General features: G+C 72.8%; 18 protein-coding genes. 14 read left to right on the top strand and 4 right to left on the bottom strand.

The features are described from left to right. Positions 1 to 69: 69 nt before the first annotated feature. On the top strand, positions 70 to 738 hold the full coding sequence (locus tag ABZU25_RS08455) for a TMEM175 family protein (RefSeq protein WP_355028670.1): 669 nt from the start codon (positions 70 to 72) through the stop codon (positions 736 to 738). Here the strand turns inward: ABZU25_RS08455 and ABZU25_RS08450 are convergent. Further along, positions 725 to 1,315: a nucleotidyltransferase family protein gene (locus tag ABZU25_RS08450; protein ID WP_355028669.1), complete on the bottom strand. Its 591-nt coding sequence runs from the start codon at positions 1,313 to 1,315 to the stop codon at positions 725 to 727. The genes ABZU25_RS08455 and ABZU25_RS08450 overlap by 14 nt on opposite strands. A 112-nt stretch (positions 1,316 to 1,427) precedes the next feature. Here ABZU25_RS08450 and ABZU25_RS08445 point away from each other — a divergent pair, with 112 nt between their 5' ends. From ABZU25_RS08445 to ABZU25_RS08420, 6 genes are all read left to right on the top strand, one after another. Beyond that, positions 1,428 to 1,961, top strand: coding sequence for a 2Fe-2S iron-sulfur cluster-binding protein (locus ABZU25_RS08445; RefSeq protein ID WP_355028758.1), 534 nt, complete (start codon positions 1,428 to 1,430; stop codon positions 1,959 to 1,961). Continuing rightward, a complete protein-coding gene (locus ABZU25_RS08440; protein ID WP_355028668.1) occupies positions 1,958 to 2,941 on the top strand; it encodes a xanthine dehydrogenase family protein subunit M in 984 nt (327 codons plus the stop codon). The genes ABZU25_RS08445 and ABZU25_RS08440 overlap by 4 nt, the downstream gene beginning before the upstream one ends. Then, positions 2,938 to 5,019 (top strand): xanthine dehydrogenase family protein molybdopterin-binding subunit, encoded by a 2,082-nt coding sequence (locus tag ABZU25_RS08435; RefSeq protein WP_355028667.1) that lies wholly within the window; start codon positions 2,938 to 2,940, stop codon positions 5,017 to 5,019. Before ABZU25_RS08440 ends, ABZU25_RS08435 begins: the two co-directional genes overlap by 4 nt. A 28-nt stretch (positions 5,020 to 5,047) precedes the next feature. Next, complete coding sequence (locus tag ABZU25_RS08430; protein WP_355028666.1) at positions 5,048 to 5,413, top strand: metalloregulator ArsR/SmtB family transcription factor; 366 nt, start codon at positions 5,048 to 5,050, stop codon at positions 5,411 to 5,413. Continuing rightward, entirely contained in the window at positions 5,413 to 6,054 is a 642-nt protein-coding gene (locus ABZU25_RS08425) for an SRPBCC family protein (RefSeq protein WP_355028665.1), read from the top strand. The genes ABZU25_RS08430 and ABZU25_RS08425 overlap by 1 nt, the downstream gene beginning before the upstream one ends. 134 nt (positions 6,055 to 6,188) lie before the next feature. Further along, positions 6,189 to 6,716 (top strand): NUDIX domain-containing protein, encoded by a 528-nt coding sequence (locus ABZU25_RS08420; RefSeq protein ID WP_355028664.1) that lies wholly within the window; start codon positions 6,189 to 6,191, stop codon positions 6,714 to 6,716. 60 nt (positions 6,717 to 6,776) lie between these two features. On the opposite strand, the gene ABZU25_RS08415 is transcribed toward ABZU25_RS08420, so the two are convergent. The 3 genes from ABZU25_RS08415 to ABZU25_RS08405 all read right to left on the bottom strand — a co-directional run bounded on the left by ABZU25_RS08415 (position 6,777) and on the right by ABZU25_RS08405 (position 11,970). Next, positions 6,777 to 8,723 (bottom strand): ABC transporter ATP-binding protein, encoded by a 1,947-nt coding sequence (locus tag ABZU25_RS08415; RefSeq protein ID WP_355028757.1) that lies wholly within the window; start codon positions 8,721 to 8,723, stop codon positions 6,777 to 6,779. A gap of 75 nt (positions 8,724 to 8,798) precedes the next feature. Beyond that, on the bottom strand, positions 8,799 to 10,256 hold the full coding sequence (locus tag ABZU25_RS08410; protein ID WP_355028663.1) for an ATP-binding protein: 1,458 nt from the start codon (positions 10,254 to 10,256) through the stop codon (positions 8,799 to 8,801). Between the two features lie 55 nt (positions 10,257 to 10,311). After that, positions 10,312 to 11,970, bottom strand: coding sequence for an FAD-dependent oxidoreductase (locus ABZU25_RS08405; RefSeq protein WP_355028662.1), 1,659 nt, complete (start codon positions 11,968 to 11,970; stop codon positions 10,312 to 10,314). A 151-nt stretch (positions 11,971 to 12,121) separates the two neighbouring features. On the opposite strand from ABZU25_RS08405, the gene ABZU25_RS08400 reads away from it, so the two are divergent. The 7 genes from ABZU25_RS08400 to ABZU25_RS08370 all read left to right on the top strand — a co-directional run bounded on the left by ABZU25_RS08400 (position 12,122) and on the right by ABZU25_RS08370 (position 19,245). Next, a complete protein-coding gene (locus ABZU25_RS08400; protein ID WP_355028661.1) occupies positions 12,122 to 14,359 on the top strand; it encodes a hypothetical protein in 2,238 nt (745 codons plus the stop codon). A gap of 25 nt (positions 14,360 to 14,384) precedes the next feature. Beyond that, the gene (gene smpB / locus ABZU25_RS08395; protein WP_355028660.1) at positions 14,385 to 14,876 is read left to right on the top strand and encodes an SsrA-binding protein SmpB; all 492 of its coding nucleotides are present in this window, start codon (positions 14,385 to 14,387) and stop codon (positions 14,874 to 14,876) included. A 129-nt stretch (positions 14,877 to 15,005) separates the two neighbouring features. Then, complete coding sequence (locus ABZU25_RS08390) at positions 15,006 to 15,398, top strand: SCO5389 family protein (RefSeq protein ID WP_355028659.1); 393 nt, start codon at positions 15,006 to 15,008, stop codon at positions 15,396 to 15,398. A gap of 766 nt (positions 15,399 to 16,164) precedes the next feature. Further along, positions 16,165 to 16,587 (top strand): MerR family DNA-binding transcriptional regulator, encoded by a 423-nt coding sequence (locus ABZU25_RS08385; RefSeq protein WP_355028658.1) that lies wholly within the window; start codon positions 16,165 to 16,167, stop codon positions 16,585 to 16,587. Next, entirely contained in the window at positions 16,584 to 17,369 is a 786-nt protein-coding gene (modA, locus tag ABZU25_RS08380; protein ID WP_355028657.1) for a molybdate ABC transporter substrate-binding protein, read from the top strand. Before ABZU25_RS08385 ends, modA begins: the two co-directional genes overlap by 4 nt. Next, positions 17,366 to 18,181 carry an ABC transporter permease gene (locus tag ABZU25_RS08375; RefSeq protein ID WP_355028656.1) on the top strand — a complete coding sequence of 272 codons (816 nt, stop codon included), beginning with the start codon at positions 17,366 to 17,368 and terminating at the stop codon, positions 18,179 to 18,181. The genes modA and ABZU25_RS08375 overlap by 4 nt, the downstream gene beginning before the upstream one ends. Then, entirely contained in the window at positions 18,178 to 19,245 is a 1,068-nt protein-coding gene (locus tag ABZU25_RS08370; protein ID WP_355028655.1) for an ABC transporter ATP-binding protein, read from the top strand. Before ABZU25_RS08375 ends, ABZU25_RS08370 begins: the two co-directional genes overlap by 4 nt. Positions 19,246 to 19,269: the final 24 nt, after the last annotated feature.

Below are 19,269 nucleotides of genomic sequence, written 5' to 3'. Positions count from 1 at the left end.
GGCGGCCGTTCGTGTCCCGGTCGGACGAAATCGCCACCGGCCGTCGCGCCGAGTGGCTAGCCTGCGGCAATGTCCGCAGCACCCGACGAGGTCGAGCAGCCCGACGCCGGAGCGCGAGTGTCAGGCATCGACCGGATGACGGCCTTCAGCGACGGCGTCTTCGCCATCGTCATCACACTGCTGGTCATCGAGTTGCGGGTGCCGGAGTACCACGGGGGCGAGTTGCTGACCGGCCTGCTCGGCGAGGGCGCCTCCTACCTGGCCTTCGTGGTGTCGTTCGTCTACGTCGGGGTGCTCTGGCTCAACCACCACGCGCTGCTGCGGCTGATCCGCGGCACCACGCTCACGCTGAGCTGGATCAACCTCGGCGTGCTCTTCGGTGCGGTGATCATTCCGTTCCCCACCGCAGTGCTGGCGTCGGCGTTCACCCACGGCGACACCGACGACCAGCGCGCGGCCGTGGCCCTGTACGCCCTGGCCGCCGCCCTGATGTCGGCCCCCTGGCTGGTGTTCTTCAGCTACCTGCACCGACACCCGGCGCTGCTGCGGCGTGGGGTCGGTCCCGAGTACGCGCGCAGGCAACGGCTGCGACCGGTCACCGGCCTGATCCTCTACGGGCTCAGCGGTCTGCTCGGTTGGTTCGTCAACCCGCTGCTGGGCCTGATCGGCGTCATCGTCATGATCACCTATCACGCTGTGACAAGCGAGGGGTTGCCCCGCTGGCTCACCCGTCGCTGACCAGCCGCAGCAGGTCGGCCGGGGTGTCCACGTCGAGCGGAGCGCCGACGTCGTCGCAGGGCACCTCGACCACCAGGTCCGGCCGGTCGCGCAGCAGGTCACGGGCACCCCGGTCGCCGATCGCGTAGCTGTCCAGCAGCGGCCAGCTGCCCCGACCCAGCAGGACCGGGTGCCCCGGACGGCCGGCGTAGGTGGCGACGGCGACGAGCGCACCGCCGGCGTACGCCGCCCGCACCCGCCGGATGGCGACCGGGCTGAGCAGCGGCTGGTCGACGAGGACCACGACCGCGGCCGGCACGTCGGCCGGCAGCGAGGCCAGACCCCGGCACAGTGACGATCCCAGCCCTTCGGGCCAGCGGTCGTGGTGGACCGGCACCGCGCCGGGCAGGTCGGGCACCTCGTCGGCGCCCGCTCCGAGCACCACGTGCACGGGTGTGCAGCCGCCGTCGCCGAGCAGCCGGACCCCACGCCGCACCAGCGGCTCGCCAGCCAGCTCGACAAGCGCCTTCGGGCGTCCGTACCGCCGACCGGCCCCGGCGGCCAGCAGCAGTCCGGCGGTCATCGGCAGATCCTCCACCCAGGCCACCTCCCGCGTTATTCGCCCCTGTTCGTACCGGTAAAGCTAATCTGGGCCGGTGCAGGGCGGACCCGAGAACGCGACGACAACCGACGAGCGGCACTCGTCCCGGGTGGCGTTCGAGGTCAACGGCTCGGCCCGGGCGGTGACGCTGGACAACCGCACCACACTGCTCGACGCGCTGCGCGAGCACCTCGGCCTGACCGGGGCGAAGAAGGGTTGCGACCACGGCCAGTGCGGCTCCTGCACGGTGCTGCTGGACGGTCGCCGGGTGAAGAGCTGTCTGATCTTCGCGGTCACCGTGGACGGCCGCTCGGTGGTCAGCGTCGAAGGGCTGGCCGGTCCGGACGAGCTGTCCCCGATGCAGGCCGCGTTCATCGCGCACGACGCGTTCCAGTGCGGCTACTGCACGCCGGGGCAGCTCTGCTCCGCCCGCGGGATGCTCGACGAGGTCGCCCGGGGCTGGCCCAGCGCCGTCACCGACGACCTGAGCGCACCCGTTGAGCTGAGCGACACGGAGATCCGCGAACGGATGGCCGGCAACCTGTGCCGCTGCGCCGCGTACCCGCACATCGTGGCGGCCGTCCGCGAGACGGCGGGTCTGCGCGAGACGGCGGCCGGCGCGATGAGGGCGGCGACGCGATGAGGGCGTTCCGCTACCACCGGCCGGCCGACGTGGCCGACGCGGTCGCCGTGCTCAGCGCCGAGCCGCACGCGGCCTACCTGGGCGGCGGCACCAACCTGGTGGACCTGATGAAACTCGGGGTGCAACGCCCCGACGTGCTGGTGGACGTGACCGGGCTCCCGCTGGACACCGTCGAGGAGTTGCCCGAGGGCGGGCTGCGGATCGGCGCGACCGTCCGCAACAGTGACCTCGCGGCCCACCCGGTGGTCCGCCGGGACTACCCGGTGCTGGCCCGCGCCCTGCTCGCCGCCGCCTCCGGACAGCTACGCAACATGGCCACCACCGGCGGCAACCTGTTGCAGCGCACCCGCTGCGTCTACTTCCAGGACACCGGCAAGGCATGCAACAAGCGTGAACCGGGCAGCGGTTGCGCCGCGTTGCACGGCCAGAACCGCGACCTGGCGGTGCTGGACTGGTCCGAACAGTGCGTGGCCACCCACCCGTCCGACCTGGCCGTGGCGCTGACCGCACTCGACACGGTGGTGCAGGTGCACGAGACCGACGGGCCCCGCGACATCCCGATCGCCGCCCTGTACCGCTCCCCCGGCACGCACCCGGAACGGGAGACCACCCTGGCCCGGGGAACGCTGATCACCGCCGTCCGACTGCCGCCGCTGCCGGCCGCGCGACGCTCGACGTACCTCAAGGTGCGCGACCGGGCCTCGTTCGCCTTCGCCGCCGGCTCGGTGGCCGCGGTGCTGGACCTCGACGGCGACGTGGTCCGCGACGTGCGGCTGGCGTACGGGGCGGTGGCGCACCGACCGTGGCGGGCGTACCGGGCCGAGGAGGAGCTGCGGGGTCGACCGTTCAGCCCCGAGCTGGCCGCGCGGGCCGCCGACGCGGAGCTGGCCGAGGCCCGCCCGTTGCGACACAACGGCTTCAAGGTGCCGCTGACCCGGGCCATCACCGTGCGGGCGCTCAGCGAGCTGGCATCGTCGTGACCACCGACGCCGTCGGCCGCGCGTACCCCCGGTTGGAGGGCCGCGAGAAGGTCACCGGCACAGCCCGGTACGCGGTGGAGTACCCGGTGGACGGGGTCACCTTCGGTTGGGCGGTGCCGTCGGCGGTGGTCCGGGGCCGGATCACCCGGGTCGACACCACCGACGCGCTCGCGTCGCCGGGCGTGCTGGCCGTCCTGCACCACGGCAACGCGCCCCGCCTCGCGCCCGGCCCCGAATCGGAGCTGTGGCTGTTGCAGGAGCCGGCGGTGCACTACCGGGGGCAGTACGTCGCCGTGGTGGTGGCCACCAGCCTGGAGGCGGCCCGCGAGGGCGCCCGGCTGGTCCGGATCGACTACGACGCCGGCCCGCACAGCACAGTGCTCACCGACGAGCACCCCGGCCTGTACCGGCCGGATCACGTCAACCCCAGCTATCCGACCGACACCGCCGAGGGTGACTTCGACGCCGGGTACGCGGCGGCACCGGTGCGGGTGGACGTCACGTACCGCACGCCGGCGTACCACAACAACCCAATGGAGCCGCACGCCACGACGGCGCAGTGGCGCGACGGCCAACTGCTGGTGCACGACTCCACCCAGGGCTCGTCGTCGGTGCGGGCCACGCTGGCCGAGCTGTTCGAGCTGCCCCCGGAGGCGATCCGGGTGGTCGCCGAACACGTCGGTGGCGGCTTCGGCAGCAAGGGGTACGCCAAGTCCTCGGTGGTGCTGGCCGCCCTCGCGGCCCGGCACGTCGACCGGCCGGTGAAGCTGGCGCTGACCCGCCAGCAGCTGTTCGGGCCGGTCGGTTACCGCACCCCCACCATCCAGCGGGTCCGTCTCGCCGCCGACGCCGACGGGCGACTCACCGCGATCTGCCACGACGCGATCAGCCAGACCTCGACCATCCGGGAGTTCGCCGAGCAGACCGCCGTCTACACCCGCAGCATGTACGCCGCACCGCACCGCCGCACCACGCACCGGCTGGTCCGCCTCGACGTGCCCACGCCGTTCTGGATGCGCGCCCCCGGCGAGTGCCCCGGCGCGTACGCCCTGGAGTCGGCGATGGACGAGCTGGCCATCGCCGCCGGCATCGACCCGGTGGAGCTGCGCATCCGCAACGACACGGCGGTCGACCCCGACCAGGGGCGGCCGTTCACCAGCCGCAACCTGGTGGCCTGCCTGCGTGAGGGTGCGCAGCGGTTCGGCTGGACCGACCGGGACCCGACGCCCCGCGCCCGGCGCGACGGGCGCTGGCTGGTCGGCACGGGGATGGCCGGGTCGAGCTACCCGGCTCGGGCCAGGCCGTCCTCGGCGACGGCCACGGCCCGGCCGGACGGGAGTTTCCTGGTCCGGATCAACGCCACCGACATCGGCACCGGCGCCCGCACGGCGATCTGGCAGGTGGCCGCCGACGCCCTCGGGGTGCCGCCGGAGCGGGTGGAGATCCAGATCGGGGACAGCGCCCTGCCGACCGCGCCGGTGGCCGGGGGCTCGATGGGCACCGCGAGCTGGAGCTGGGCGGTGATCCGCGCCTGCCAGGCCGTGCGCGACAAGATGCGCGACAATTCCGGCGAGGTGACCGCCGAGGCCGACACCGCCGACGAGGTGGGCGGGCAGCCCGCGCTGCCCCGGTACGCGTACGGGGCGCAGTTCGTCGAGGTGCGGGTGGACGCGGACACCGGCGAGGTACGCCTGAACCGGATGCTCGGGGTGTTCGCGGCCGGTCGGGTGGTGAACCCGACGACGGCCCGCAGTCAGCTCATCGGCGGCATGACGATGGGGCTGTCGATGGCCCTGCACGAGGAGGGCCTACTCGACGAGCGGTACGGCGACTGGGTCAACCACGACCTGGCGACCTATCACATCACCGGCTGCGCGGACGTTGAGTCCATCGAGGCGTACTGGCTGGACGAGCGGGACGACGAGCTGAACCCGGCCGGGGTGAAGGGCATCGGCGAGATCGGCATCGTCGGCGCGGCGGCGGCGGTCGCCAACGCGGTGCACCATGCCACCGGTGTGCGGATCCGGGACCTGCCGATCCGGCTGGACAAGCTGATCGGTTCATCATCCTTGGCTTAAATAAGCTGCTGCTGATATAACTGTCGTCGTGCACGCCTTCGACGTGCTGGGCGATCCGGTCCGGCGCCGCATCCTGGAGCTGCTCGCCGCCGGCGAGCAGACCGCCGGCGCGGTCAGCGCGGTGATCCGCGACGAGTTCGGCATCTCCCAGCCCGCCGTGTCCCAGCACCTCAAGGTGTTACGGGACAACGGTTTCGCCACCGTGCGGCCGGAGGGCGCCCGGCGGCTGTACGCGGTCGACCCACTGCCACTGCGTGAGGTCGACGGCTGGCTGGAGCACTTCCGCCGGTTCTGGACCCCGCCCCTGGCGGCACTCGCCACCGAGCTGGCCCGGGGCCGACGCGAACGTCGGCTCTGCGAGCCGGCCGACCCACCCGACGAGAGGAACACCTGATGTTCGACGCCACCGAGCAGATCAACGCCGTGCAGCGCACGGTCGGCAGCCGCACCCTGGAGGCCGGCGAGGCTCGGGTGACCACGATCAGCCAGACCTACCAGGCGACGGCCGAGGATCTGTGGGACGCCTGCACCAACGCCGAGCGCATCCCCCGCTGGTTCCTGCCGATCTCCGGCGACCTGCGGCTGCACGGCAAGTACGAGCTCCAGGGCAACGCCCACGGAGTCGTCGAGAGCTGCGAGCCGCCGCACCGCTTCACCGCCACCTGGGAGTACGGCAACGAGGTGAGCTGGATCGAGGTGCGGATCACCCAGGTCGACGACGAGCGGGCGCGCCTCGACCTGGACCACATCGCGCACGTCGACCAGGACCGGTGGGCCCAGTTCGGGCCGGGCGCGGTCGGCGTCGGCTGGGATCTCGGGCTGCTCGGTCTCGCCTCCCACCTGGCCGGCGACGGCAGCGGAGTCACCCCGGAGCAGAGCGCCGAGTGGACCGCCTCCGCCGAGGGCCGACGGGCCATGGAGCTGAGCAGCCGACTGTGGGGCGCGGCGAGCATCGCCGCCGGCACCGACCCCGACGAGGCGAACGCCGCCGCCGCGCGTACCACCGCCTTCTACACCGGCGCCCCGGAAGCCTGAGCGCAGCGGCTCAAGCGCGGGACGGCTGCCCGAGCAGCACGGCGGCAATGCGGGGGCGACGCCCCGGGCGCCGGCCGCACAGTGGGCACCGGACGGCGGCAGCCCGAGCGGCGATCGGAGTAACGTGCTGCGCCATGACCGGCACGCCGTACTCGCACTGCTCCTACTGCGGCGCGGCCTACCCGGCGGCGGCCGGGTGGCCGCGGGTCTGCGCGGTCTGCGGCGAGACCGTCTGGCGCAACCCGCTGCCGGTGGCGGTCGCGGTGCTGCCGGTCCGCACGGCCGAGGGCCTGGGCGTGGTGGTGGTCCGCCGGGACATCGAGCCGGCCCGTGGCCTGCTCGCGCTGCCCGGCGGGTTCATCGAGTACGGCGAGGAGTGGTCCGACGCGCTCGTTCGTGAGCTGCGGGAGGAGACCGGCCTGGTCGCGTCCGCCGAGGACGCCCGACTGTTCGCGGTGCACGGCGCCCCGGCGGGCGGCACGATGATGATCTTCGGCCTGCTGCCCGAGCAGCAGGCCGAGGACCTGCCCCCGTCCAAACCGACGGAGGAGGCAACCGAGTGGCTGGTGCTCACCGACCCGGTCGAGCTGGCCTTCTCCACCCACACCCAGGTCCTAGCCCGCTTCCTGACAACCCCACCCCCCCGCCCACGCCCCCGTTGATCAAGAGGTTTGCGTCACCACCAGCCCCGATCCTGACGCAAACCTCTTGATCAACTCCGGTCAGTGGGTGTCGGCGGGGCGGCGTTCGTCGGTGCCCGTCAGGTAGCCGCTGGCCTGCAGGTTGAACAGCTCGCGGTAGAGGCCGTTGGCGGCCATCAGCTCGTCGTGGTTGCCGTGCTGGACTAGTCGGCCCCGTTCGAGCACGAAGATCCGGTCGGCGTGCCGGACGTTGGCCAGCCGGTGGGTGATCAGCACGACCGCCCGGTCGGGGCGACGGCGTAGGTGCTGGAACAGGGCGTGTTCGGCACGCGCGTCCAGGGCGGCCGAGGGTTCGTCACAGATCAGCAGGGCGGCGTCGCGGTAGAGGCCGCGAGCCGCGACGAGCCGCTGCCACTGCCCGCCGGACAGTTCGTGGCCGTCCTTGAACTCCCGGTCGAGCAGCGTGTCGTAGCCGTGCGGCAGGCCGACGATCATGTCGTGCGCGGCGGCCGCACCGGCGGCCTCCTGCACGCTCGGGCCGGATCGGTCCGGTGGGCGGTCGTGCCGGCCGACGCGGATGTTCTGCCCGGCGGTGAACGGGAACTTCCACCACTCCTGGGTCATCACGGCCACCTGGGCGCCCAGGGTCCGTGGGTCCAACTCGGCGGCGTCGACACCGTCCCAACGGATCGCCCCACCGGTCGGTCGGTAGAGCCCCGCGATCAGTTTGGCCAGGGTGGTCTTGCCGGAGCCGTTCTCGCCGACCAGTGCGATCACCTCGCCCCGGCGGACGGTCAGGCTGACCCGGTCCACGGCCGGGGCGCCGGTGTCCGGGTAGCGCAGGCTCACGTCGTCCACCTCGATCACGTCGACACCGTCGGCCACCCGGTTGCCGCCGATCGGCACCCGGGCGTGGGCGCGCGCCAGGAAGTCCCGGTAGTCCTGGTAGTAGAGGGCGTCCTCGTACAGCGAGTTGGTGGCGACGACCGCCACGCCCAGGCTGGTCCGCGCCGACTGCAACGCGAGCAGGGCGGTGGCCGCGGCGGCGAGGGCCACCATCCCACCCAGCAGCAGGCCGCCCAGGACCGCGTACACCCCGAAGGTGGCCAGGCCCGCGACCGTCGCGCCGGCGACCCGGGTGCCGGTCTGCGCGCGGACCAACCGCAGGTGGGCGCGGGTCTCGACGGCCATCACCCCGCGGTACTCGGCGAGCAGGAAATCGCGCATCTGGTACGCGCGCACCTCGGCGGCGGTGTGCCGGTTGGCCATCAGGTGGGCCAGCATCCACATCCGACGCTGCCGGGTGATCCGGGCCAGCATCGCCAGGTACTCGCGGCGGGCCATCCGCACCGCGGTGATCGCCTGGGGCACGGCGGCGAGCAGCAGACAGGGCAGCAGCAGCGGTTGGATGACCGTCACCGCCACGGCGGTGGCCAACATGCCGACCACCCCGGTGACCAGGTTGACAGTGTGGTCGACGATGTACGCCGCCTCCGCCATCCCCCGGTCCCGTGCCCGGTCCATCTCCTCGGCGAAGCCGGCGTCGTCGAACGCGGCCAGTTCCACAGCGGTGGTGGCCTCGAACAGCCGCAGCTCCACCTGGTAGTTGATCTGCGGGGTGAGCCGGGCCTGGGCCCAGCCGGCCGCGATGGCCAGGCCCCCGCGCGCCGAGACCGCCGTTGCCGCCACGACCAGCGCGGGCAGGGCCGCTCGGACCCGGTCCGGGGTGGGACCGGCGGCGAACAACTCGCTCAGCACGCTGGTCGTGGCCAGCAGACCGAACGTGGTCATCACCCCGGCGGCGACGTTCAGGCCGATGGAGGCGAGCGTGTCCCGACGGTTGGTGACCCAGGCCAGGCCGACGGCCTCGCGGACCAGCCGGGGCAGTCGGCGGGCCACCGCCCAGAAGCCGGTGTGTGCGAACTCGTGCGCGTGATGCAACCAGTCGGGATCCTCCAACTCCGGCAGCATCGTGCCCGGTGGATCATCCGGCTGGTCGTTCTCGGCGGGGGTGCGCTGGCGGGCCATCGACTCCACGGACCCTCCTCGGGGGCGGGATCACCAACGCTGCCCGAGACTACTGGCGGCCACCGCCTGTTGTCTCTAGGTAGTCGGCGCGTCGCGTGGCGCCTCCGGTGCGCCCTCCGTGATCGGCAGCAGCACCCGGAACGTGGTCCGGCCAGGCTCGGTCTCCACCCGGATGTCGCCGTGGTGCTTGTGCACCACGATCCGGTACGAGATGTCCAGCCCCAGGCCGGTGCCCGCGCCGACCGGCTTGGTGGTGAAGAACGGCTCGAAGATGCGCGGACGCACCTCGGGCGGGATACCCGGGCCGGTGTCGGTGACCTCCACCGCCAGCAGGTCGCCGACCCGTCCGGTGTGGATGGTCAGGACCCCCTTCTCCCCCATCGCACCCAAGGCGTTGTCGATCAGGTTGGTCCACACCTGGTTCAGCTCGGCCGCGTACGCCGGGACCGGCGGGATACTACGGTCGTACTCGCGGACCAGCTTGACCTCGGCGGGGATCTTCCCCTTGAACATCACAAGCGTGGCGTCGAGCAGGTCGTGCACGTCCACCACCCGGTGGGGTGCGCGGTCCAGCTGCGAGTACTGCTTGGCGGCGCCGACCAGGCCGGAGATCCGGGTGACCGAGTCCCCGATCTCGCGCATCAGCAGCTCGGTGTCCACAGTGTAGGTGAGCCAACGCACCGCCGCCTCCAGGTCCGCGGCACCGACCGCGGCCTTCACCTGCGCCAACCAGGCCGCGTCGAGACCGCCGCCCACCAGGATCGGCGCCAGGTCCCAGGCGCCGTCGACCCCGTGCTCCTCCAACCAGTCGGTGAGGGTGTCCTCGGCGTCGGCGGTGGCCATCGGGGTCAACGTCGGCGCGGTGGCCACCCGGGCCACCGCCTCCTCCTGCAACGCGACGAGGCCGTGCAGGGCGGTGCCGTCGAGCCGACCATCGGCGATCATGGCGAGCTTGTGCCGCATCCCGGCGACCCGGTCACGCAACACCGAGGTGGCGCGCACCGCTGCCGCGGCCGGGTTGTTCAGCTCGTGGGTCAGCCCCGCCGACAGCGAACCGAGCGCCAACAGCCGCTCCCGTTCGCCGACGATGGTCTGCGAGTCCCGCATGCCGAAGAACAGCCCCTCCAGCAGGTGCATCGGCATCGGGAACCAGGACCGCAGCGCGTGCGCGAAGTCCTCCGCCGGCAGCACGAAGAAGTCCGAGTCGGTCACCGCCCGCAGACTGTTGCGGTAGACCTGGTCGACCTGGTCCCCCAGGTACGCCTGGACGGCCCCGCCGTACACGCCGCGCTGGTCGGTCCGGCTGACCTCGACATCGTCGCCACGCACCTGCCGGCTCAGCGCCACCGCGCCGCGCACCAGCACGAAGAAGCAGGTCGCCGCCTCGCCCTCGGCGTACACGAGGGTGCCGCCGGCACGCTGCTCGACGCGGCCACGCTCCGCCAGCCAGTCCAACTGCCCGTCGTCGAGCGTCTCGAACAGGAACAGGGTGCGCAACTGCGCGGGTGTCAGCCGATCAGACGCGGTGGTCACAGGGTCTCCTTCGGTCGCGACTGCGGGGCGCGCGGCACCGGCTCACTCCCCGCGCTCACTGGGCCTCCAGGTAACGGTGCACGAGCGAAACGGCCATCGCGCCTTCGCCGACGGCCGAGGCGACCCGCTTGACCGACTCGGCCCGCACGTCCCCGGCCGCGAACACCCCCGGCACGCTGGTCTCCAGGTGGTACGGGTCCCGCGACAGCGACCAGCCCGCCGGCCGACGCCCGCCGGCCAGCAGGTCCGGGCCGGTGACGATGAAGCCGCGCCCGTCCCGGACCAGCACTCCGTCCAGCCAGTCGGTACGCGGCTCCGCGCCGATGAAGATGAACAACCAGGAGGTGTCGACCGAGCGGGCCGCCCCGGTCCGGGTGTCGCAGAGGGTGAGCCGTTGCAGGTGGTCCTCACCCGCCCCGCCCACCACTGCCGTGTGCGGGTGCACCGTGATCCGGTCGATCCGCTCCAACTGGTCGATCAGGTACCGCGACATCGAGGCGGTCAGGTCCGCGCCCCGGATCAGCAGGTGCACCCTCGACGCGTACCGGGAGAAGTGCACCGCCGCCTGGCCGGCGGAGTTGGCCCCGCCGACGATGTAGACCTCCTGCTCGACGCAGCTCGGCGCCTCGGTGGCGGCGGCGCCGTAGAACACCCCCCGACCGGTGAAGTCAGCCAGCCCGGGAGCGTCAAGCACCCGGTACGACACCCCGGTGGCCAGCACCACGGTGTGCGCAGCGATCTCGGAGCCGTCGCCGAAGCGCAACAGCCGGGCACCGCCGGCCTCACTCAGACCGACCACCTCCCGGGCACTGAGCAACTCGGCACCGAACTTGACCGCCTGCCGCCGGGCCCGATCGGTCAACTGCGCACCCGAGACGCCGTCGGGGAAGCCCAGATAGTTCTCGATCCGGCTACTCTGCCCGGCCTGCCCGCCGGTCGCCCGCCGCTCGACGAGCACGGTGCGTAGCCCTTCCGACGCACCGTACACCGCCGAACCGAGGCCGGCCGGGCCGCCGCCGATCACCACCAGGTCGTAGAAGTCCGACGCGGGCACCACGGTCAGCCCCGCCAGCGCGGCCAACTCGGCCTCGCTCGGGGCGATCAACGCCTTACCGTCGGCCGTCACCACCAGCGGCACGTCCGCCTCGGTGGCCCCGGCCGCGTCGAGCAGGCGGACGCCCTCCGGGTCGTCGGACAACATCCACCGGTACGGCACCAGGTTGCGCGCCAGGAAGTCACGGACCTTGAACGACGGCGCCGACCAGCGGTGCCCGACGACCCGGATCTCGGCGCTTGCCGCGTCCGGGGTGACCGACCACGCCTCCAACAGCCCGTCGACCACCGGGTACAGCTTCTCCTCCGGCGGATGCCAGGGCTTGAGCAGGTAGTGGTCCAGGTCGACGACGTTGATCGCCTCGATCGCGGCGTCGGTGTCCGCGTACGCGGTGAGCAGCACCCGGCGGGCCGCCGGGAAGATGTCCATTGCCGCTTCCAGGAACTCCACGCCGGTCATCTCCGGCATCCGGTGGTCGGCCAGGAGCAGCGCCACCTGTTCGCCGCGCAGCTTGACCTCCCTCAGCGCGTCCAGCGCCTCCGGTCCGGAGGAGGCCCGCAGCACCCGGTAGCGGTCGCCGTAGCGGCGGCGGATGTCCCGAGCCACCGCACGGGACACCACAGGGTCGTCGTCGACGGTCAGGATCACCGGGTTCGCCATGGCGCCATGAAACCACCTGTCGAGGGTCGGCCGCACCACCGCCCAGCACGGCGGCACGGTTGACCGGGTTCGGGATGGGTAAGCCGGGGAGCCGCGTGGGTGGTCGTACGTCGACGACACGCGCGGCTGCCGCGCACACCTCGGGGGGCCCATGGCGGACGTGTCGCCGACCGGACCGACCACGTCGGGCGGGATCGTGGAGCTGCGGGTGCACGGCGTCTCCGGCGCGGGAGCCGACCAGGTTCTGGACCGGCCGTACGTGCACCAGGTCGCCGGGGACCGCAGTGGCGGGTTCTACCGACCGCGCCCCGGCTACCCGGACTCGACCGGGACGGACGGGGTGACGCTGGAGGCGTACCGGTGGAGCGACCTGCCGTCCGGCACGGCCGTGCGGACGCTGTCACTGGTGTTCCTGTTGCCGTTCATGCTCTGCAACGTGGCGCTCTGGATGCGCCCGGCGAACCCCGCCTCGAAGCTCGGCTTCATGGCGCTGTGCCGGGTGCTCGCCCTCACCCTCACCATGCTCTACGTGCTCTCCATCGTCGGGGTGGCGTTGGACCTGGTCGCCTGGCGCTGCATGGACACCCCGTCGTGCCTGGCCGGGCGGAGCTGGCTGTCCTGGCTCGGCGGACGCCCGACCGGGCTGCGCCTGGGTGTGCTGGCGTTGGTGCCGGTCGCCGCCATCGGGCTGGTCTGGTGGCTCGGCGCCCGTCCGGGCCACTCGTTCGACGCGTTCCGGACCCCGTCGACCCCGACCTCGAAGCACCAGTTGAGCGCGGTCGGCCAGTGGGACGGCGAGCCACTGGTGGGTCGGCTGCGCTCGGTGCACGTCGCGGCGGCGTTCGCCACCCTCGACGGCAGCCTGCTGGCCGCCCGTGCCAGCCAGCACCGCTCGTGGGTGATGGTGATCCTGCTGACGGCCACCGCGGCGGTACTGCTGAGCTGCCTGGTTCTGGTCACCGTGGTGCCGAGCATCGACCGCACCGACCCGTTACCCCGGGTGGACGGCGTCTTCCGCGGGCTGCGCACGATCGCCTGCGGCCTGACGATGCTGGTGATCGTGCACGTCGTCATCAGCCCGGCCCCGTGGCCGCAGGGCGGTGCGCTGCCCGGCTACGGCGCGATCGTGGCCTGGCTGTTCGTCAGCCAGGAGATGCTGGTGGTCGTGCTCGCCGCGCTGGTGATCTGGCGGCGGGGTCGCGGGCAGCGCGGGTCGCCGCTGCGCGCGTTGGGAGCGCCGGTCCTCATGACGATCTCGGCCGGGCTCGCCGTGGCGTTCTCCGCCGAGCTGGTCTACCGGGTGGCGGACCTGCTCGACCGTGACGGGACGACCGCGGACAGCTTGGAGACCAGCCCTCCCCTGGCGTACAAGTGGGCGATCTTCGGGTTCTTCCTGGCGGTGGTGACCGCGTTGCTGGTGGCCGGCCTGGTCACCAGGCTGACCCGGCGCGGGCGGCGGCGGGCCGCCCGGACGATAGTGGCCGCCGACTTTCCGCACGCGCCCCCGGAGGCGGCGGACCGGCTGCGCCGGGTCGAGCAGGCGGTGGCCCGGGCCCGGTTCACCGAACGGCTGGAACCGCTCTCCGTGGTGTACGCCGGCCTCGCGGCGCTCGGCCTGGCCACCAGCGTGCTCGGCCTGCTCCAGCTCCTACCGGGCGACGTGACGCAGCGCTACGTCGGAGTGCCCGAGGGCATGGTCAACTTTCTGATCGGGTCGGGCAGCTACGCGATCGCCGCGATCCTGCTCGGCCTGGTGGTGGGCGGCATCTTCGCGTACCGGACCGCGCAGTTCCGTCGGTACGTGGGTGTGCTCTGGGACCTGGGCACGTTCTGGCCCCGGGCGGCGCACCCGTTCGCGCCGCCCTGCTACGCCGAGCGGGCCGTGCCGGAGTTGGCCAAGCGAATCTCCTACCTGGTGGAACAGGGACAGGGCGTGCTGCTGGCCGGGCACAGCCACGGCTCGGTGCTGCTGGCCGCCACGGTGCTGCAACTGCCCACCCGGATCACCGACCGGGTCGCTCTGCTGACCTACGGGTCGCCACTGGGTCGGTTGTACTCGCGGCTGTTCCCGGCCTACGCCGATGACCCGGCGCTGCGGGAGATCGGCGAACGGGTCGGCTGGCGGTGGATCAACCTGTGGCGCGACACGGACCCGATCGGCGGTTGGATCTTCGCCTCCCACCGGCCCGGGGAGGCCGAGACGCTGACCGGGCCGGCGGCGATGGTGGATCGCCGGTTGGTCGACCCGCAGGACGTGGTGCCGGCGCCCAGCGACAGCGTTCCCCCACCGATCCTGGGGCACTGGCCGTGCGAGTCGCAGGAAGAGTTCGCCGAGGCGGTACGGGAGCTGACCGGGCGACTGCGCCCCGAACGCCGGACGACCGGCTGAGGCAGCGGCCGGATATCGTCGCGGGGTGAGCCCGTCCAAGCAGCCCGAACGCCGGTTGATCGCCTCGAACAAGAAGGCCCGGCACGAATACACAGTGCTGCGCACGTACGAGGCGGGCATCGTGCTTGTCGGCACCGAGGTGAAGTCGCTGCGTGAGGGGCGGGCCTCGCTGGTGGACGCGTTCGCGCACGAGCGCGACGGTGAGATCGTGCTGTACGGCCTGCACATCGCCGAGTACGCGTACGGCACGTGGACGAACCACGCCCCGCGCCGCAACCGCAAGCTGCTGCTGCACCGGGCCGAGATCGACCGGATCCTGGACAAGGTCCGCGAGGGCGGGGTGACCCTGGTCCCGCTGTCGATGTACTTCGAGAACGGCTACGCCAAGGTCGAGCTGGCCCTGGCCAAGGGCAAGCGCTCCTACGACAAGCGGCAGACGCTGGCCGAGCGGGACGCCAACCGGGAGATCGCCCGCGAGCTGGGTCGGCACCTCAAGGGCCATCCCCGCCGACCCTGACCTGCTGTCATTCACGATTTCCGCGCGCGGGTCGCGCCCGCAGATCGTTGACGTCCGCCCGATGACGTGGTCTGCTCGGTCGACACCGTTAATGAAAACGGTATTCGTTGGCTGAAGCGGAGGAGAACCATGTCACTCACCGTCCCGCCCGCCCTGCTCGACGCCGCCGAACGCGGTCCCGTCGACGACGAGGCCTTCATCGCCTGCGTCCGCGACTCACTCCCGTACGCCTGGGCCACCGTCAGCCGGGTGGTCGCCGAACTGGAGGCCGGCGACGCCGACCTGGCCGACAACGTCGTCCCGCCGCCCACCGACGCCGACCGGGGACAACTGCTACGCGCACTGGCGAGCGACGCGATCCGCGCCGGCCTGGAACGACACTTCGGCGTACGCCTGGCCTTCCAGAACTGCCACCGCGTCGCCGCGTTCCGCCCGTCGGCCGTGGACGGGGAGCGCTACGGCCGCTTCGTGTCGACCCGTGGCCAACTGCTCAACCAGTCCCCCGAACTCCGCAACTGCTGAGGGGGTCGTCGGGGCGGGCGGAGCCCCTGCGGCCCGCCCGCCCCCGCCGTCCCGCACCCCACGCCCGCACGCCCCACGCCCCGCACGTCCCGCGCCCCGCGCCCCGCGCCCCGCGCCCCACGCCCCCCCACGCCCCGCGCCCCGCACATCCCACGCCCCCCACGCCCCGCGCCCCCACGCCCCGCGCCCCGCACATCCCGCGCCCTGCGTCCCGCGCCCCGCGCCCTGCGTCCCGCGCGCGCCCCGCGCCCCGCGCCCCGCACCCCGCACCCCGCACCCCGCACCCCGCACCCCGCACCCCGCACCCCGCACCAAGATCTACGCAACTTCGCTGATGTTGCTGCCTCCGACGCGCGTGAGACAGCAACATCCCTGATATTGCGCGGATCTTGGCGCCAGGCGCGGATCTTGGCGCGGAGCGCGGAGCCCCGAAGCGCGGAGCCCCGAAGCGCGGAGCCCCGAAGCGCGGAGCCCCTAAGCGCGGAGCCCCGAAGCGGGAGCGGGAGCGCGGAGCCCCGAAGCGCGGAGCCCGGGAGCGCAGAGCGGGAGCGGGTTCGGGTGGCGCGCGTCCGTTGGTCACGCTCGATCCAGGAAGTAGTGGCCTCACCAGCAGACCGCCGCCACTACTTCCTGAATCGAGCACGATCTCGCCTCGTGACGCGCAGGAACGGTGGCCGCAACTGCCGGCACCGACGCCCTTTTGTCTATGCGAGTGCTGCCCGGTAGGACGTTATGGGCTCGCACCTGCGGGCGTTAGGGTGAGCGGGTGACGACGTACCGGATCGGGGAGGCCGCGGACCTGCTCGGCGTCAGCGCCGACACCATCCGCCGCTGGGTGGACGCCGGGCGGCTCGCCGCCGGGCGCGACGAGCACGGCCATCGGATCATCGACGGCGCCGACCTGGCGGGTTTCGCCCGCGCCCAGGCCGCCGACCCGGACGCGGGCGCCGAGTTCTCCTCGGCCCGCAACCGGCTGCGCGGCATTGTGGTCGACGTTCGCAAGGACGCCGTCATGGCCCAGGTCGACATCCAGGCCGGCCCGTTCCGGGTTGTGTCGCTGATGAGCCGGGAGGCGGTCGACGAGCTGGATCTGCGGGTCGGTTCGGTGGCCGTCGCGGTGATCAAGTCGACGACGGTGGTGGTGGAGCGGGCCGCGTCCGCCCCGGCCCGGGGGCGGTCGGCGGGATGAGCACGCGGGCGGTGCGCACGGCGGTGGCCGTGCTGGTGGCGCTGGTCGTCGCCGGCTGCGGGGCGGGCGGCGACCGGGCATCCGGTGGTGCCGTCGACGGCCGGGTCACCGGCACGGTGACGGTCTTCGCGGCCGCCTCGCTGACCGAGTCGTTCACCCGCATCGGCAAGGACTTCGAGGCCGCCCACCCGGGCAGCATCGTGACTCTCAACTTCGCCGGCAGCTCCGCGCTGGCCAACCAGATCAACCAGGGTGCGCCGGCGGACGTGTTCGCCTCGGCCGCTCCCACGACAATGACCACTGTCACCGAGGCCGGCAATGCCGACGGCGTACCGAGCATCTTCGCCCGCAACCAGTTGGTGATCGCGGTGCCCCGGGGCAACCCGGCAGGGGTGACCGGGCTGGCCGACCTGAGCCGGTCCGGCGTGAAGGTGGCGCTCTGCGCCAACCAGGTGCCCTGCGGCGCGGCCGCCCGCACCGCCCTGGACGCGGCCGGCGTCGCGCTGACCCCGGTCACCCTGGAGCAGGACGTCAAGGGCGCGCTCGCCAAGGTGAAGCTCGGCGAGGTCGACGCGGCCCTAGTCTACCGTACGGACGCGCGGGCCGCGAGCGCCGACGTGACCGGCGTCGAGTTTCCCGAGTCGACGCGGGCGGTCAACGACTACCCGATCGTCGCGTTGCGGGACGCGCCGAATCCGGCCGGCGCGCGGGCCCTCGTCGCGTACGTCCGCTCGGCGCCGGCGCAGGCCATCCTCGCCGAGGCGGGCTTCCAGACTCCATGAGTCGGGTCCTCGATCACGCCACACCCCGACGGCGCGGGCGGGTGCCGGCGGCGCTGTTGATCCCCGCCGGGTTGGGGCTGCTCTTCCTCGTCCTGCCGCTGTTTGGTCTGGTGATCCGGGCGCCCTGGACGACCCTGCCGCAGCGCCTCACCACGCCGGGGGCGCTGACCGCGCTGCGGCTGTCGGTGCAGACCGCGACCCTGGCCACCGTGTTCTGCCTGCTGCTCGGGGTGCCGCTCGCCTGGATGCTGGCCCGGGTCGAGTTTCCCGGCCGCCGACTGGTCCGCGCGCTGGTCACCGTGCCACTGGTGTTGCCGCCGGTGGTCGGTGGGGTGGCGCTGTTGCTGGTGTTCGGCCGGCGGGGGCTGCTCGGCGGTTGGCTGGACGCCACGTTCGGCATCACCCTGCCCTTCACCACCGCGGGCGTCGTGTTGGCCGAGTCGTTCGTCGCCATGCCGTTCCTGGTCATCGCCGTGGAGGGGGCGCTGCGCGCCGCGGACCACCGCTACGAGGAGGCCGCCGCCACCCTGGGTGCCGGCCGGTGGACCACCTTCACCCACGTCACGTTGCCGCTTGTGGCACCCGGGCTGGCCGCCGGGGCGGTGCTCTGCTGGGCGCGGGCGTTGGGCGAGTTCGGTGCCACCATCACCTTCGCCGGCAACTACCCCGGTCGGACACAGACCATGCCGCTCGCCGTCTATCTGGCTCTGGAGACCGACCTGGAGTCCGCGATCGTGCTCAGCCTGGTGCTGCTCGTCGTGTCGGTAGGCATTCTGGTGGCGTTGCGGGATCGCTGGATGACAAGCGCATGAGGCCGCCGCTGCTCGACGCCCGGCTCGTCGTCGACCGGGGCGCCTTCCGGCTCGACGTCCCGCTGCGGGTGGCACCCGGCGAGGTGGTCGCGCTGCTCGGGCCGAACGGCGCCGGCAAGACCACAGCGCTGCGCGCGCTGGCTGGGCTGCACCCCCTCACGGCCGGGCACGTCACGCTCGACGGCGTCGATCTGGATCGGCCGGCGGACCGGGGCTGGGTGCCCACCGAACGCCGGTCGATCGGCGTGGTCTTCCAGGACTACCTGCTCTTTCCGCACCTCAGCGCCCTGGACAATGTGGCCTTCGGGCCGCGCCGGCACGGCGTGGACCGGCGGGCCGCACGTGCCACAGCCCGGGAGTGGCTCGGCCGGGTGGGGCTCGACACGCAGGCGCACCGCCGCCCCCGGCAGCTCTCCGGGGGCCAGGCGCAGCGGGTGGCGTTGGCCCGCGCGCTGGCCGTGGCGCCGGCACTGTTGCTGCTGGATGAGCCGCTCGCCGCGCTGGACGCCCGCACCCGGCTGGACACCCGCGCGGAGCTGCACCGGCACCTGTGCGCGCATCCGGGTGCGACGGTGCTTGTCACCCACGACCCACTGGACGCGCTGGCGTTGGCCGACCGGCTGGTCATCGTCGAGGGTGGCCGGGTGGTGCAGGAGGGCGACGGGCCGAGTGTCACCGCCCGCCCGCGCACCGACTACGTCGCCCGGCTGGTCGGGCTCAACCTCTACCGGGGCAGGGCCGAAGGGCATGCGGTACGTGTCGCGCCGGGCCTGACCCTCACCGTCGCCGACCGGCTGGACGGCGAGGCGTTCGTGGCGTTCCGTCCGGCGGCGGTGGCCCTGCACCCGTCCCGTCCGGAGGGCAGCCCGCGCAACACCTGGGCGGGAACGGTCGCCGGCGTCCAGCGGCACGGCGACAACGTGCGGGTGCAGGTGGATGGCCCGATCGGGGTGGCCGCAGACGTCACGCCGGCCGCCGCCGCCCAACTGCGGCTGATCCCCGGTCAACGGGTCTGGGTGGCGCTCAAGGCGACCGAGACCCACGCGTACCCGGCTACCGGCTGACCGCTGGCAACGCAGGTGGCACAG

This window comes from Micromonospora sp. NPDC005215 (assembly GCF_040607915.1).
Classification (GTDB): domain Bacteria; phylum Actinomycetota; class Actinomycetes; order Mycobacteriales; family Micromonosporaceae; genus Micromonospora.
The sequence above is the reverse complement of the archived record's forward strand: the minus strand, read 5'-3'. Positions and strand labels throughout refer to the sequence as shown.